This is a genomic window from Streptomyces sp. YKOK-I1 (assembly GCF_054660435.1).
The window spans coordinates 5,819,335-5,835,657 of sequence record NZ_BAAGDR010000001.1 but is presented as its reverse complement, the minus strand read 5'-3'; the positions used below and the strand labels follow the sequence as shown (position 1 = coordinate 5,835,657).

The window sequence follows — 16,323 nt, the reverse complement described above, 5'->3', positions numbered from 1 at the left end:
CGAACACGGGGGACCATCATGATCGACAGCCTGGAAATGGGCCACGACGAGGAAGCCCTGTACCGGGCGCTCCTCGAAAAACCGAACTTGACCGTGGCCGGCCTTTCCGAATTCCTGAACTGGCCTCCCGAACGAGTGACAGCCTCTTTCAACAAACTCATTCACATCTCTTCACTGGGCCCCGAAAATTCTCCCTCCAAACACCGGATCGCCCGGATAAAGCGCAACCTCATCGCGTTCCTGGACCGGCAGGAGGAGGAACTGATGCGGCGCCAGAAGGAAATCGCGACCAGCCGTCACGCCGTTTTCCGGCTGCTCGCCGAATACACCGAGTCCGATCCCGCCGACTACCACCGGGCCCGTCGTGTGGAGGGCATGGAGGCGATCCGCTCCCTCATCGAGAACATGGCCCACACCTGCACCTCCGAGGTCGCCGTCTTCGCCACCGGCGGGGGCCAGCCGGCGGAGAGTCTGGACGCGGCCAAACCCCTCGACTCCGAGGTCCTCGGCCGGGGGGTGAAGGTGCGCTACGTGTATCTGGACAGCGTCCGCAACGACGGTGCCACCACCGCCTACGCACAGTGGCTCACCCGGCAGGGAGGCCAGGTACGGACGGTGCCGCACCTGCCGACCCGACTGCTCATCTACGACGGTTCGCTGGCCATCGTGCCCGTCGATCCACAGGCCGCGGACGCCGCCGCGATCACCCTGGAGGACCCGGGCGTGGTGCACGCCCTGCACGCGCTCTTCGAGCGGACCTGGGAACAGGCCGCCCCGCTCGGCGCGGACCGCACGCCCGACGCGCACGGGCTCATCGCCCAGGAGCGGGCGGTGCTGGAGCTCCTCGCACGAGGGCTCACGGACGAGATGATCGCCCGCAAGCTGGCCGTCTCCGTACGCACCGTCCGCCGTATGACCGCCGCCCTGATGACCCGCCTCAACGCGGGCAGCCGCTTCCAGGCCGGTGTACTGGCCGTCGCGCGGGGATGGCTGCCCAGCTGACGGCCCGCCATGCCGCCCTCCCGGCTCACGGCCCCCAGGTGTTGTCCGCGAGGGCGGTGGAAGGCGGTGTCTCCGCCTCGACATACACGGCCACCTGACCGGCGGGAACCCCCGCCATGGGAGATGCGGCCACCGCGGTCAGTAGGGCGGCAAGCGGAACCAGCAGAGCGAACTTCAGTCGTCCCAGGCCCTTCACAACACACCTTTCAGAATTCGAATATCGGCTCATCCCGATGTAATGATTCTTTCAACGGGGTCTGACGGGCCGCCAGTAGAACCCATGTCCGCTTCTGTCGGTTGCAGCAAAGTGCCACATCGGAATCAGTAACCACCCCACTCCACGAGGAGTTGGTGGCGCTCCTCCTCGGTCATCAGGTCGATGCCGCCCACCGGGCGCTCGGGATCCTCCGCCAGGAGCTCCATCAGGGAAAGGACGCGGTCGAGCATCTGCCGGGCCTCGTCACGCGAGTACAACTCCGGCAGGTAGCCCAGCCTCAGCCCCAGCCCGGTCCCGTCCGGGACGACCGCCATCCGCAGCGGATAGTGGGTGGCGTCCTCGTTGTCGAGCTCCAGCAGACGCAGATCGCCGAGGACGGTGTCCAGGACCGACGGGTCCAGCGGATAGTTGGTCAGCACGGTGGTCGTGTCGAAAAGGGTGCCGAGCCCGGTCTTCTGCTGGATGTCGGAGAGACCGAGGTGGTGGTGCGGGATCAGCCGGGCCTGCTCCTGCTGGAGCCGGGTCAGCAGCCCGATCAGCGTCTCCTCCGGCCGCAGCCGCACCCGGACCGGCAGCGTGTTGATGAACAGGCCCAGCATCCGCTCGACCCCGTCCAGCTCCGGCGGCCGGCCCGAGACCGTCGCACCGAACACGACGTCCTCCCGCCCGGTCCGCCGCGCCAGCACCAGCCCCCACACCCCCTGCACCACCGTGTTCAGCGTGACCCCGTGACGACGTCCGGTGGCGGCCAGGGACTCGACCAGGTCCTTGGGCATCTCGGTACGGATCATGTCCTGGACGGGGCTTCGGCCGTGGGGCAGGTCGGGGGCGACGAGGGTGGGTTCGGTCAGCCCGGCCAGCGCCGACGACCACGCCTCCCCGGCCGCCTCCCGGTCCTGCCCCGCCAGCCACGACAGATACTCCCGGTACGGAGTCACCGGCGGCAGGTCCGCGCCCTCACCCCCGGCCGCGTACAACCGGAACAACTCCTCCACCAGCACCGGAACCGACCAGCCGTCCCACAGGATGTGATGCCCCGTCAACAGCAGCCGCCACCGCCGCTCCCCCAGCCGCAGCAGCGTCAGCCGCAGCAGCGGAGGACGCGCCAGATCGAACGGACGCAACCGGTCCCGCGCCGCCAGCTCCCCCGCCCGCTCCTCCGCACCGGCCACGTCACTGAGGTCCACCTCCGCCCACGGAAGCGGGACGTGGCGGTGGACGACCTGCACGGGCCGGCTCAGCCCCTCGTGCCGGAAACCCGCCCGCAGATTCGCGTGCCGCGCCAGCAGACTCTCCCCCGCCCGGCGCAACGCCCCCGCATCCACCTCACCGGCGAAATCGAAACGCAACTGCGCCGTGTACACATCCACCGCCCCGTCCGCCATCAGCGAATGGAACAGGAAACCCTCCTGAAGCGGCTGAAGCGGAAGGATGTCCTCCACCTGTGCCTCGCCGTCCTCCAGGACGTCGATCTCCGCCTGGCCGAGCTGGACGAGGTCGAGGTCGGAGGGGGTCAGCCCGCCGGCGTCCGGAGCACTCGCGTGCACGGCCAGACCCTCCAGGGCCTCGAACCACAGCTCCGCCAGCTCCCGCACCTCACCCTCCGACAGCACACCGTCCGCCCAGGCCCAGCCCGCATGCAGCCCCGGACCCTCCACCCCGTCATACGTGACCGCGTTCACCTCCACCGCATGCGCCAACGCCAGCCCCGCATCCGCACCACCACCGACCATCCCGGCCCGCGAACTCAGCTCCCACGCACCACCACCACCGGTGAACCGCCCCAGATAGTTGAACCCCAGCTCCGCCCGGCCACCCCCCGCCAGCTCCGCACCCGCCACCGGATCCAGATACCGCAGCACCCCGAACCCGATCCCGTCATCCGGAACCGCCCGCACCTGCTCCTTCACCCCCTTCACCACACGACCCACCACCGCACCACCCGCACGGACCTGCCCCCACACCACCTCACCCGCATCCAGCCGCACCGGATGAATCGACGTGAACCACCCCACCGTCCGCGACACATCCACCCCCGGCACCTCCACCCGCCCATGCCCCTCCACATCCACCAGCACCCCACCACCCACCACACGCCCCCGACGCCGGCACCACTCCCCCACCGCCAACGCCAACCCCGCCAACAACACATCGTTCACCCCACCGTGAAACACCGACGGAACCCGCGTCAGCAACGCCTCCGTCACCCCCACCGGCAGGGACAGTTCCAGAACCCGGCGGGTGGCCACCGTGTCCTGCGCGCTCAGCTCCCTCGTCCCCAGCTGGAGACGGGGTTCTCCCACGATGCCGCGCCACAGGTCGAGCTGCCCGGCGTAGGTCCCGTCCGCGGCCTGCTCACGCAACCGCCGCGACCAGCCCCGGAACGACGACACCACCGGCTCCGGCTCCCGGCCCTCCCATGCAGCCCGCAGATCCTCCAGGATGATCCGCCACGACACCCCGTCCACCACCAGATGGTGCGCGACCAGCAGCAGCCAGCCCTCCTCGAACCACACCGCGCGGAAGACGACTCCCGCGTCCGGGTCGAGGCGCCGGCGCTCGGCCTCCGCCCGCTCGTCGATGGCGCGGGCCAGGGCGTCCTCGTCCGCATGGGAGGCCCCGACGTGTTCCAGGAGGCCGTCGGCGTCGACCGTCCCCGGCTCCGCCACCTCCAACCGCCACTGCCCACCCTCACGCACCAACCGCGACCGCACCATGTCATGCCGGTCCACCACCGCCTGCACCGCCGACACCAACCCCGACCGCCCCACACCCCCCGGCAACCGCACCACCACATGCTGATGAAAACCACCCACCGGACCCCCCAACCCCCGCAACCACCCCATCACCGGCGTCAACGGCACCACCCCCACACCAGCACCCGACACCTCCCCCACCACACCCACATCCCCCACCGGAACAACCACCCGCGCCAACCGCTCCACCGACGGAAACTGAAACACCTCACGCGCCGAAAACACCCACCCCGCCCGACGCGCACGCGACACCAACTGAATCGCCATGATGCTGTCCCCACCACAATCGAAAAACGAATCACCCACCCCCACCCGCTCCACACCCAGCACCTCAGCAAACAGACCGCACAACACCTCCTCCACACCCGACCGCGGCCCACACCCCACACCCGTCACAAACTCCGGCGCCGGCAACGCACCCCGATCCACCTTCCCATTCACCGTCAACGGCAGCCGCTCCACCACCACAAACGCCACCGGCACCATGTACTCCGGCAACACCCCACCCACGAACACCCTCAACTCCGACGGATCGACGGCCTCGTCGTCGAGGACGACGTAGGCGACCAGCCGTTCGTCGCGGACGACCACCACGGCCTCACGGACCGCCTCGTGCGCCACCAGCCGGGCACTGATCTCGCCCGGCTCGATCCGGTAGCCGCGCACCTTCACCTGGTCGTCGATGCGCCCCAGGAACTCCAGGCCGCCGTCCGGCCGGCGCCGCGCCAGGTCACCACTGCGGTACAGCCGGGCACCGGCCGGACCGAACGGGTCGGGCACGAAGCGTTCCGCGGTCAGCTCCGGACGGTTCAGATACCCACGGGCCACACCAGGACCCCCCACGTGGATCTCGCCCGGCACACCGACCGGCACCAGCGCGCCGTTGCCGTCGAGCAGATGGACGGTGAGGTCGTCGAGGGGGCGTCCGATCGGGCTCGCCGAACCCCCGGCGGCCACGTCCTCCTCGGTGACCGGGGAGTACGTCACATGCACGGTCGTCTCGGTGATGCCGTACATGTTCACCAGCCGAGGCCGCTCCAGCCCGTGCCGCGCCACCCAGGTCTGCAGCGCCCCGTAGTCCAGGGCGGCGCCGCCGAAGACGACCGTGCGCAGGGCGAGACGGCCGGCTTCCTCGCCGCGGCCCCGGTTCTCCTCGATGAGCTGGTTGAAGGCGGCCGGTGTCTGGTTGAGGACGGTCACGCCCTCGCGGACCAGCAGGTCGTGGAAGACGGGGGTGTCACGGACCGTGGCCTCCGGTACGACGACCAGGCGGCCGCCGTGGAGCAGCGCCCCGAAGATCTCCCACACCGAGAAGTCGAACGCGTACGAATGGAACAGCGTCCACACGTCGTCCGCACCGAAACCGAAATCGGCCTGCGCCGTCTCGAACAGACGCACCACCTGAGCATGCCCCAGCACCACACCCTTGGGCCGCCCCGTCGAACCCGACGTATAGATCACATACACCGTGTTCCCGGGCGTCACCCCCGACACCGGAGCCGTCGACGGCCACCCCGCCACCACCTCCGCATCCCGGTCGACCGCCACCACCGCACCGCCGTACACCGCCTCCACCGCGGGCACCAGCGCACCGGACGTCACCACGACCCGCGCACCCGCATCCGCCAGCACGAACCCCCACCGCTCCGCCGGAGACGCCGGATCCAACGGCAGATAACCCCCACCCGCCTTCAGCACACCCAGCAGCGTGGGCACCAGCTCCGGCCCACGCTCCAGACACACCCCCACCAGCGACTCCGGACCCACACCCGACGACCGCAAGTGGTGCGCAAGACGGTTCGCCTCCGCGTCCACCTGGGCATACGTCAGCGACACCTCACCGAACACCACCGCGACCGCGTCCGGCGTCAGCGCCGCCCGCTCCTCGAAGATCTCGTGCACACACCGCTCCACCGGAGCGGAGGCCATCGCCGGACCCGCCACCGACAACAGGAACTCCCGTTCCGAGGGCGGCAGGACGTCCAGCGTGCCGACCGGGCGCCGCGGGTCCTCGACGAGGGTCCGCAGGACGTGCAGCAGACGGTCGCTGATGCGCCGGGCCTCGTCCCGGGCGTAGACGTCGGGGCGGTAGCTGACCTTGAGGGTGAGGCCGGCGCCCGGGACGGGGAGGGCGGTGACGCTGAGGGGGTAGTGGGTGGCGTCGTCGAAGTCGATGCCGACGAGGTCGAGGTCGCCCAGGACGGTGGCGAGGACGGACGGGTCCAGCGGGTAGTTCTCGACGACCATGCTGGTGTCAAAGAGGGTGCCGAGTCCGGTTTTCTGCTGGATGTCGGGGAGGCCGAGGTGGTGGTGCGGGATCAGCCGGGCCTGCTCCTGCTGGAGCCGGGTCAGCAGCCCGATCAGCGTCTCCTCCGGCCGCAGCCGCACCCGGACCGGCAGTGTGTTGATGAACAGGCCCAGCATCCGCTCGACCCCGTCCAGCTCCGGCGGCCGGCCCGAGACCGTCGCACCGAACACGACGTCCTCCCGCCCGGTCTGCCGTGCCAGCACCAGCCCCCACACCCCCTGCACCACCGTGTTCAGCGTGACCCCGTGACGGCGGGCCAGCGCGGTGACCCGCTCGATCAGCTCGTGCGGGACGTCGGTGGACACGTACGCCTGGAGCGCGGTCGAGCTGTGGGTGGTGTCGGGGGCGACGAGGGTGGGTTCGGTCAGCCCGGCCAGCGCCGACGACCACGCCTCCCCGGCCGCTTCCCGGTCCTGCCCCGCCAGCCACGACAGATACTCCCGGTACGGAGTCACCGGCGGCAGGTCCGCGCCCTCACCCCCGGCCGCGTACAACCGGAACAACTCCTCCACCAGCACCGGAACCGACCAGCCGTCCCACAGGATGTGATGCCCCGTCAACAGCAGCCGCCACCGCCGCTCCCCCAGCCGCAGCAGCGTCAGCCGCAGCAGCGGAGGACGCGCCAGATCGAACGGACGCAACCGGTCCCGCGCCGCCAGCTCCCCCGCCCGCTCCTCCGCACCGGCCACATCAGTGAGATCCACCTCCGCCCACGGAAGCCGCACCCGGCGACGGATCACCTGCACGGGCCGGCTCAGCCCCTCGTGCCGGAAACCCGCCCGCAGATTCGCGTGCCGCGCCAGCAGACTCTCCCCCGCCCGGCGCAACGCCCCCGCATCCACCTCACCGGCGAAATCGAAACGCAACTGCGCCGTGTACACATCCACCGCCCCGTCCGCCATCAGCGAATGGAACAGGAAACCCTCCTGAAGCGGCTGAAGGGGCAGGATGTCTTCGATACGCGACGTGCTCACTTTGAGAACTCCCAGTCAAGGTCGTAGTCGTCGTCCTCGAAGCCCTCGAGTGCTTCGATCTCCGCCTGGCTGAGCTGGACGAGGTCGAGGTCGGAGGGGGTCAGCCCGCCGGCGTCCGGAGCACTCGCGTGCACGGCCAGACCCTCCAGGGCCTCGAACCACAGCTCCGCCAGCTCCCGCACCTCACCCTCCGACAGCACACCGTCCGCCCAGGCCCAGCCCGCATGCAGCCCCGGACCCTCCACCCCGTCATACGTGACCGCGTTCACCTCCACCGCATGCGCCAACGCCAGCCCCGCATCCGCACCACCACCGACCATCCCGGCCCGCGAACTCAGCTCCCACGCACCACCACCACCGGTGAACCGCCCCAGATAGTTGAACCCCAGCTCCGCCCGGCCACCCCCCGCCAGCTCCGCACCCGCCACCGGATCCAGATACCGCAGCACCCCGAACCCGATCCCGTCATCCGGAACCGCCCGCACCTGCTCCTTCACCCCCTTCACCACACGACCCACCACCGCACCACCCGCACGGACCTGCCCCCACACCACCTCACCCGCATCCAGCCGCACCGGATGAATCGACGTGAACCACCCCACCGTCCGCGACACATCCACCCCCGGCACCTCCACCCGCCCATGCCCCTCCACATCCACCAGCACCCCACCACCCACCACACGCCCCCGACGCCGGCACCACTCCCCCACCGCCAACGCCAACCCCGCCAACAACACATCGTTCACCCCACCGTGAAACACCGACGGAACCCGCGTCAGCAACGCCTCCGTCACCCCCACCGGCAGGGTGAGGGACAGCTCGCGCCGGGTCGCCGTGGTGTCCAGGGCGGCGTCCAACGGCCGTGCGCCGAGCGGTGGTCCGGGCCGGTCGCCGATCACCTCGCGCCACAGGTCGAGCTGCCCGGCGTAGGTCCCGTCCGCGGCCTGCTCACGCAGCCGCCGCGACCAGCCCCGGAACGACGACACCACCGGCTCCGGCTCCCGGCCCTCCCACGCAGCCCGCAGATCCTCCAGGATGATCCGCCACGACACCCCGTCCACCACCAGATGGTGCGCGACCAGCAGCAGCCAGCCCTCGTCGAGCCACACCGCACGCAGCATGGTTCCGGCATCCGGGTCGAGGAGTTCCTGGGCCCTCGCGCGCTGTTCCGTCACCGCCCTGAGGACGGACTCCTCGTCGTGGGCGCCCAGTTCGACCCGTTCCAGGAGGCGGTCGGCGTCGACCGTCCCCGGCTCCGCCACCTCCAACCGCCACTGCCCACCCTCACGCACCAACCGCGACCGCACCATGTCATGCCGGTCCACCACCGCCTGCACCGCCGACACCAACCCCGACCGCCCCACACCCCCCGGCAACCGCACCACCACATGCTGATGAAAACCACCCACCGGACCCCCCAACCCCCGCAACCACCCCATCACCGGCGTCAACGGCACCACCCCCACACCAGCACCCGACACCTCCCCCACCACACCCACATCCCCCACCGGAACAACCACCCGCGCCAACCGCTCCACCGACGGAAACTGAAACACCTCACGCGCCGAAAACACCCACCCCGCCCGACGCGCACGCGACACCAACTGAATCGCCATGATGCTGTCCCCACCACAATCGAAAAACGAATCACCCACCCCCACCCGCTCCACACCCAGCACCTCAGCAAACAGACCGCACAACACCTCCTCCACACCCGACCGCGGCCCACACCCCACACCCGTCACAAACTCCGGCGCCGGCAACGCACCCCGATCCACCTTCCCATTCACCGTCAACGGCAGCCGCTCCACCACCACAAACGCCACCGGCACCATGTACTCCGGCAACACCCCACCCACGAACACCCTCAACTCCGACGGATCCGCGCTCTCCCCTTCCGGCACCACGTAGGCGACGAGCCGCTTGTCGCCGGGACGGTCCTCGCGGGCGACCACGACCACCTGCGCGACCGAGGGGTGGCCGGCCAGGACCGCCTCGATCTCGCCCAGTTCGATACGGAAGCCGCGGATCTTGACCTGGAGGTCGGCGCGGCCGACGAACTCGAGCCGGCCGTCCCGGCGCCGGCGGACCAGGTCGCCGGTGCGGTACATGCGCTCGCCCGGCTCGCCGTACGGGCAGGCCACGAAGCGTTCCGCGGTCAGGTCGGGGCGGCCGACGTAGCCGCGGGCCAGGCCCGAGCCGGAGACGTAGAGCTCACCCACCGTGCCGGGCGGCACCAGCCGGAGGCCGGCGTCCAGGACGTACGCCCCCATGTTGTCCAGGGGGAGGCCGATGGGCGGGACGGTGCCGATGTCCTCGGGCGTGCGGACGAGGTCGGTCACGGCGAAGGTGGTGGTCTCCGTCGGGCCGTAGCCGTTGCCGACGGTGATGCCGGGGCAGGCCTCCAGGACGCGGCCCATGGCCGCGGCGGAAGCGGCGTCGCCGCCGGTCCACACCGTGCGCATGCCGGCGAAGGCCTTCGGGTGCTCGTCGGCGACGAGGTTGAACAGGGCGGACGTCAGGAACGCGGCGGTGACGCCGTGTTCGGCGACCATACGGGCGAGGACGGCGCCGTCGACCTGGCCCGGCGGGGCCACCACCACCCGGCCGCCGTTGAGCAGCGGAACCCACAGCTCGTACGTGGAGGCGTCGAAGGACTGCGGGGCGTGCAGCAGGATCCGCTCGTGCGCGCCGGACCGCCAGCGGTGGTCGGCCGCGAACCCGGCGACGTCCCGGTGCCGGATCGCGACCCCCTTCGGCACGCCCGTCGAGCCGGAGGTGTACATCACGTAGGCCAGGTGGTCGGGGCGCGTGGTCGTGTCCGGTGCCCCGGGGTTGCCCTCGCCGGACCAGACGGCCGCGTCGAGGGGGACCGTGCGGACGCCGAGGTCGGGCACCTCGCGGTCGGTGAGGAGCAGGGTCGCGCCTACGTCGCGCAGCACCCAGGCCAGCCTCTCCGCCGGGAAGCCGGTGTGCAGCGGGACATAGACGCCGCCCGCGCGCACCACGGCCAGGGTCGCCGCGACGGCGTCCGCGGACCGCTCCAGCAGCAGCGCCACCGGCGTCTCCGTCGTCACCCCGAGCCGCGCCAGGCGGTGGGCCAGCCGGTTCGCGCGGGCGTCCAGTTCGGCGTAGGTCAGTGCCACACCGTCGCCGACGACGGCGAGCGCCTCGGGGGTGGCCGCGGCGCGGGCGGCGAACAGGTCGCCGAGCGGGCCGCAGGGAACCTCCCGCCGGGGCGGGTTCGCCTCCTCCAGCAGCTGCTCCCGCTCCTCGGGCGACAGGACGTCCACCTCGCCGGTGGGCCGTTCCGGGTCCGCCACCAGGCCCGTGAGGAAGCGCAGGTAGCGGTCCTGGTGGTCGGCGAGGCGGTCGGCGGTGTAGAGGGCGGGGTTGGCGTCGAAGTCGCACCGCAGGCCCTGTCCGTCCGCCCGGTGGTAGGCCGCGATGGACAGTTCGTCGATCGGGCCGAGTGACAGGTTGTGGGCGCTGGCGCGGATCCCGCCGAACTCCAGGTCGTAGTCGAAGTCCATGATGTTGACGACCGGGCCGACCAGGGGCCGGTCGTCGCCCAGGAGGCCGAGGTCGCGCCGCATGTCCTCGTAGCGGTACCGCTGGTGCTTCAGGGCGCCGCGCATGGCGCGGGTGACCTGGGGGACGAGCCCGGCGAGGGTGTCCTCGGGCGCGATGCGCACCCGCACCGGTACGACGTTGGCCCGCAGGACGGGGGTGCGGCGGTCCGCCGGCGTGGTCCGGGCGGTGACCGGAAGACCGAGGACGATGTCGCGGTGCCCGGTGGTGCGGGCCAGGTAGGCGGCCGCGGCGGTGATGGTCACCACGGGCCAGCGGGTGCGCAGCGCGCGCGCCACGACCCGCATCCGGTCGAGCTCGGTGGCGGGCAGGTGGCTGGTCCGGCGCAGGAACAGGGACGGGTCGCCGGGCGGCGCGGGCTCGGCGAGGCGCGGCGGCTCCGGGGCGTCCGCGAGGAGCTCGGACCAATGGCCGCGGTCGGCCTCGAAGTCGGGCGACCGGCGGTAGGCGGCGTCCTCCTCCAGCAGTGTGGACAGCGGCGCGAACGTGCTCGGAGGGCATTCCTCGCCGCGGGCCAGGGCCGTGTAGACCTCGGCCATCCGGCCGGTGATCAGCGGGCCGCCGGAGCCGTCGATCAGGACGTGGTGGACCCTCTCGTAGAAGTGGAACCGTTCCTCGGCCACCTTGAGCAGGGCGAACGTGATCAGGCCGCCCTCGGCCAGATCGACGGGGCGGTGCAGGTCCCGGTGCATCCACTCCCGGGCGGCGGCCTCGGGGTCGGCCTCGCCGGTGAGGTCGACGACGGGCAGCGCGGGGCGCAGCTCGGGCAGGACCTGCTGGCGCAGTTCGCCGTCCTCCTTGACGACGGCCCGCACCCGGAGCGTCTCGGCGTCGCTGAGGAGCTGGTGCCAGGCGGCCTCCAGCCAGTCGGGGCGGACGGCCCCGTGGAGGGTGATGTACTCCGCGATGTTGTAGCGGGCGCCGGTCGGGTCGATCTGATGCGCCGCCCAGACGCCCGCCTGTGCCGCCGACAGAGGGAGGCTCACGATTCCTGCTGCTTCGGGCTTGGGCACGGCTGTTCCACCACCAGGGTTCCGGGTACCGGTAAAGGGTGCGCGTGGGCGCAGAGGGAGAAGAGGTGCGGGAGGGACAAGGGGTGCGGGGCGGTCACGCCGTCCGGTCGCGCAGGGTCCTGGGCCGCATGTCCGTCCAGTGGGTGTTGACGTGCTCGAGGCACGCCTCGCGCCCGGCCTCGCGCAGGGCGACGGTCCAGCCGGCCGGCACGTCCGCGAAGGCGGGCCACAGCGAGTGCTGGCCCTCGTCGTTGACCAGCACGTGGTACACGGCGGCGGGGTCGTCGAACGGGTGGGTGCTCATGGCGTGGTCACATCCTCTTCGTGACGTCGCTCAGCGTGTCGGCCAGCAGGGTCACCAGCCGGCTGGTCGCCGTCTCGGTGTAGAAGTGGCCGCCGGGGAGGACATGGAGGTCGAAGGGTCCCGTGGTGTGACGGGCCCACTGCCGGGCCTCGTCCTCGCTCACCGAGGTGTCCTCGTCGCCGACGACGGCGGTGACGGGGCAGCCGAGCGGGGCGCCGGGCACATGCCGGTAGGAGGCGACGAGGCCGAAGTCGTTGCGCAGCATGGGCAGGACGAGCTGGAAGAGGTCCTCGTCCTCCAGCAGGGTGGCGCCGGATCCGCCCAGGTCGCGGATGTACCGCATGACGTCCTCCTCGGTGGCGAAGCGGACGGTGTCCGCGCGGGGCGCGGAGGGTGCCTTGCGGGCGGAGACGATCAGCCGGCCGGGCGTGGGGGCGCCGTAGGCCCGCAGGGCGCGGGCGACCTCGTAGGCGACGGTCGCGCCGAGGCTGTGGCCGAAGAGCGCCACCGGCCGGTCGAGGCAGGGGAGCACCGCCCGGGCCGCTTCCGAGACCAGGGTGGGGAAGTCCCCGACGAGCGGTTCGGCGTAGCGGTCCTGGCGGCCGGGGTACTGCACGGCGATCAGCTCGATGTCGGGGGGCAGCAGCTCCGGCCAGTCCCGGAAGGCGCTCGCGCTGCCGCCGGCGTGCGGGAAGCAGATCAGCCGCAGCCGGGCCCGGGGGCGTGGGTCGTACCGGCGCAGCCAGGCGTCCACGGGTGCCGTGTGGTGGAGGGTCACGGGGCGGTCCGTTCGCCCGGCGTGTACGCCTCGGCCATGGCGACGGCGATACGGCGTGCTCCGGTGAAGGGCTCCCGGCCGTGCGCCGCGAGCATGTTGTCGACGACGAGCACGTCGTCCTGCTGCCAGTCGAAGCGGACGGTGGCGGCCCGGTAGCAGGCCCGCAGATGGTCGGTGACCTCGTCGGGGATACGGCCGCCGTCGCCGTAGTACGTGTTGGTGGGCAGCCCTTCCTCGCCGAACAGGCCGAGCAGGCCCTCGCGGACCTCGGCGGGCAGCGTGGTGTGGTGGAAGAAGACGATGTGGTTGAACCACACCGTCTCGCCGGTGTCGGGGTGGGTGTGGACCGCCTTGCGGCGGGCCGTGGTGCGCAGTCCGTCGGCGCCGAGCCACTCGAACTCGATGTCCTTGGCGCGGCAGTAGGCCTCCACCTCGGCCCGCTCGTCGGTGTTGAACAGTTCCCGCCAGGCCACGCCGAAGCGGTCGTGGAAGTTGCGTACGACCATCCAGCCGCGCCGGGCGAACTCCTCGCGGACGTCCGGGTCGAGGGAGGCGTGCACCTGCCGGATGTCGGTGAGCGGGGTGGCGCCCTGTGTCGCCGGCGGCCGGTCGCAGTAGAAGTACAGCGTCCGGGGCCAACTCGCCTGGTAGGAGTTCTCGTTGTGGACGAAGATCTCCTCCTCGGGCGGGTAGTCGGTGGAGGTGTAGACGTTCCCCTTGATCGTGCTGCGGGGGGAGGACCGCTCGGAGTAGGTCAGCGGCTCGCCGGAGAGCTCTCGCACCACCTGGTCGAAGCCGTCGACGCCGCCGACGTCGAACCCGCGCAGCAGCAGTGCGCCGTGTGTCCTGAGGGACGCGCGCAGCTGTTCTCGGTCCGTCTTGATCCGTCGGATGACATCCCGGTCCTCGGGGGCGGCCTCGACCAGGAGCGGCAGCGGCCGCGGCGCCGGGGCTGTGCGGTGGGCGGACATCGTCGGTGGCGTGCCTTCCTGGAAGACGATGGGAGGGGCGGGGAATCGGGCAGCGGGTCGGACAGGGCGATCCCCGCCCGTCCTCCACTGTGTCGGGGCGGCCTATATTTCTTCGGTCATTTCTCCGGTGCGCGGTCCGGCGGCCTCGGGTTCCCGGCCGGCGTTCCTGATGACCGGGCTGAGGACGGCGGTCACCGCCATGACGGCCATCGCCGCCGCGACCCCGAGCACGGTCGGGGTCGTACCGAACGCGGCGAGCAGCAGGCCTCCGGCGAGCGCGCCGGCGGAGTTCATGCCCGACCCGATGAGCGCGAAGACGCTCGTCACCCGGCCTTGCATGGCGTCCGGGGTGATCTGCACCTGGTACACGCCCGCCGCCACGTTGAGCAGCGCTCCGGCGAAGGACATCCCGGCGAACAGGGCGCCGATGACCGGCACCCCGGTGACCAGGCCGACGGGCAGCATCAGCAGGGCCCACACGGCCAGCGTCCCGGTGACCAGGGTGCCGGGTGACAGGCGCTTGAGCCACCACGCCCCGGTGAACGCGCCGGCGATACCGCCGAGGCCGGACACCACGCCGATCAGGCCGATGGTGGCCGGGGAGCCGCCGCTCTCCTTGACGATCAGCACCAGGGCCAGGGACAGGACCTGGAAGAGGATGTTGCTGCCGGCGATCAGTCCCACGGCGGCCCGCATGAACCGGTGCCGCCACACCCAGGTGAGCCCCTCGCCGATCTCGCGGCGCAGGTCGCCGGGCCGGTCGGGGCGTTCCCCCTGGAACTCCTTGCGGATCATCACCAGGGTGACCAGGGCGACCAGGTGCGTCACCGCCGTGAACAGGAAGGGCACCCATTTGGCCAGGGCGTACAGCGAGCTGCCGGAGAGCTGGCCGAGCAGCCCGGCGCCCTGGCCGCGGGCCTCGTTGCGGGTGAGCGCCACGGACAGGTGGTCGGGGTGGACGACGTTGCGTACGGCGGCCCGCTCGGCGAGCCGGTAGAAGATCGCCGCCGCGCCCTCCACGAACGCGGCCAGCATGAGGTGCGGCAGCCAGAGCCGGCCGGTGACCAGCGCGGCGGCGACGCTGCCCATGGCGGTGAGGCCGGCGACATCGCACAGGATCATCAGCCGGCGCCGGTCCCAGCGGTCCACCAGCGCCCCGGCCGGAAGCTGCAGGAGGAGCTGGGGCAGCAGCGCGGCGAAGCCCACGAGTCCGGCGCCGGTCGGCGAGCCGCCGTACCAGACCATCAGCAGGGGGTAGGCGACGGTGCTCGCGCGGGTGCCGAGCAGGGAGATCCCCGCGCCGGTCCACAGCAGCAGGAAGTCCCGGTTCCTGCGCAGCGGGGGCGGGTCGGCGCCGGGTCCGGCGCCCCCGTCGCGGGACTCCTCGGTCAGGCTCATGCGGGAGCGCCGGCGTTCCCGCCGCGGCACCACTCGAGGACCGCCATGGCGCTGTGCATCTTGTTCTCGGCCTGGTCGAAGGCGATGCTGGCCGGCCCGTCGAGCACCTCGGCGGTGACCTCCTCGCCGCGGTGGGCGGGCAGGTCGTGCATGAACAGCGCGTCGGGGCTGTGCGTCCACAGGTCCCGGGTCACCTGGAACGGGGCGAACCGCTCCCGCCAGTCCGCGTCGGGCTTGCTCGTGCCGGTGGTCTGCCAGCGCGTGGTGTAGACGACGTCGACGTCCTTGGGGAGCTCGTCCATGGTGTGACGCTCGGTCACGGTGGCTCCGGAGCGTTCGGCATGGGCCAGGGCGCGCGCGAGGATGTCGGGGGCCAGCCCGTAGCCGGGCGGGGTGCGCAGGTCCAGTGCGGTGCCGGCGAAGCGGGACAGGCCGAGGGCGAGCGCGGCGGCGGTGTTGTTGCCCTCTCCCACGTAGAGCAGCCGCAGTCCCTCGATCCGGCCGAACCGGCACATCAGGGTGCTCAGGTCGGTCAGGCCCTGGGTGGGGTGTTCGTCGGAGCTCATGGCGTTGATCACCGACATCCGGTGCTGGGCGGCCCAGCCGCGCATCTCCGCCGGGTCGTCGGCCGTGCGGGCGACGAGGACGTCGAGCATCCGGGAGAACACCTGCCCCGTGTCCTCGCTGGTCTCACCGGTGTTGGTCTGGAGGTCGCCTCCCCCGTACGCGATGATCCGCGCCCCGAGCCGCAGAGCGCCCGCCGAGAAGGCCGTACGGGTCCGGGTCGAGGTACGGCGGAAGTAGATGCCGGCGATGGTTCCGTCGAGGACTCCGCCGGGCCGGGCGGTGCCCTGCGAGAACGCGGCGCCCCGGTCCACGAGGTGGCGCAGGTCGGCGTCGGTGAGGTCGTCGAGGGATATCAGATGCCGTGCGGTCACGGAGCGCTCCAGAGGGTGTCTCGTGCGTGTGTACGAATACCGGGCGGGATGTCGGTGGACAGCGCCCCGGCGG

The 16,323-nt window shown here is 71.5% G+C and carries 8 protein-coding genes; 1 reads left to right on the top strand and 7 read right to left on the bottom strand.

Translation table 11 applies throughout. From position 1 onward, the window contains the following. Positions 1-264 precede the first annotated feature (264 nt). Positions 265-1,002 (top strand): helix-turn-helix transcriptional regulator, encoded by a 738-nt coding sequence (locus tag ACYQ8Q_RS25895; protein WP_460068188.1) that lies wholly within the window; start codon positions 265-267, stop codon positions 1,000-1,002. Between the two features lie 321 nt (positions 1,003-1,323). On the opposite strand, the gene ACYQ8Q_RS25890 is transcribed toward ACYQ8Q_RS25895, so the two are convergent. The 7 genes from ACYQ8Q_RS25890 to ACYQ8Q_RS25860 form a co-directional block, all read right to left on the bottom strand. Continuing rightward, entirely contained in the window at positions 1,324-7,257 is a 5,934-nt protein-coding gene (locus tag ACYQ8Q_RS25890) for an amino acid adenylation domain-containing protein (protein WP_460068187.1), read from the bottom strand. After that, the gene (locus ACYQ8Q_RS25885) at positions 7,254-11,834 is read right to left on the bottom strand and encodes an amino acid adenylation domain-containing protein (protein ID WP_460068185.1); all 4,581 of its coding nucleotides are present in this window, start codon (positions 11,832-11,834) and stop codon (positions 7,254-7,256) included. The genes ACYQ8Q_RS25890 and ACYQ8Q_RS25885 overlap by 4 nt, the downstream gene beginning before the upstream one ends. A gap of 121 nt (positions 11,835-11,955) precedes the next feature. After that, positions 11,956-12,165 (bottom strand): MbtH family protein, encoded by a 210-nt coding sequence (locus tag ACYQ8Q_RS25880; protein WP_460068184.1) that lies wholly within the window; start codon positions 12,163-12,165, stop codon positions 11,956-11,958. A gap of 7 nt (positions 12,166-12,172) precedes the next feature. After that, the gene (locus ACYQ8Q_RS25875) at positions 12,173-12,943 is read right to left on the bottom strand and encodes a thioesterase II family protein (protein WP_460068183.1); all 771 of its coding nucleotides are present in this window, start codon (positions 12,941-12,943) and stop codon (positions 12,173-12,175) included. Then, positions 12,940-13,914 carry a TauD/TfdA family dioxygenase gene (locus ACYQ8Q_RS25870; RefSeq protein WP_460068181.1) on the bottom strand — a complete coding sequence of 325 codons (975 nt, stop codon included), beginning with the start codon at positions 13,912-13,914 and terminating at the stop codon, positions 12,940-12,942. The genes ACYQ8Q_RS25875 and ACYQ8Q_RS25870 overlap by 4 nt, the downstream gene beginning before the upstream one ends. 102 nt (positions 13,915-14,016) lie before the next feature. Beyond that, positions 14,017-15,312 (bottom strand): MFS transporter, encoded by a 1,296-nt coding sequence (locus ACYQ8Q_RS25865; RefSeq protein ID WP_460068178.1) that lies wholly within the window; start codon positions 15,310-15,312, stop codon positions 14,017-14,019. Next, positions 15,309-16,250: an ornithine carbamoyltransferase gene (locus ACYQ8Q_RS25860; RefSeq protein ID WP_460068177.1), complete on the bottom strand. Its 942-nt coding sequence runs from the start codon at positions 16,248-16,250 to the stop codon at positions 15,309-15,311. Before ACYQ8Q_RS25860 ends, ACYQ8Q_RS25865 begins: the two co-directional genes overlap by 4 nt. Positions 16,251-16,323 lie beyond the last annotated feature (73 nt).

What these genes read in the sequence shown, in the direction of transcription:
- ACYQ8Q_RS25895 (WP_460068188.1), top strand. Translation starts at nt 265, where the DNA reads ATGCGGCGCCAGAAGGAAATCGCGACCAGCCGTCACGCCGTTTTCCGG.
- ACYQ8Q_RS25880 (WP_460068184.1), bottom strand. Translation starts at nt 12,165, where the DNA reads ATGAGCACCCACCCGTTCGACGACCCCGCCGCCGTGTACCACGTGCTG.
- ACYQ8Q_RS25865 (WP_460068178.1), bottom strand. Translation starts at nt 15,312, where the DNA reads ATGAGCCTGACCGAGGAGTCCCGCGACGGGGGCGCCGGACCCGGCGCC.
- ACYQ8Q_RS25870 (WP_460068181.1), bottom strand. Translation starts at nt 13,914, where the DNA reads ATGTCCGCCCACCGCACAGCCCCGGCGCCGCGGCCGCTGCCGCTCCTG.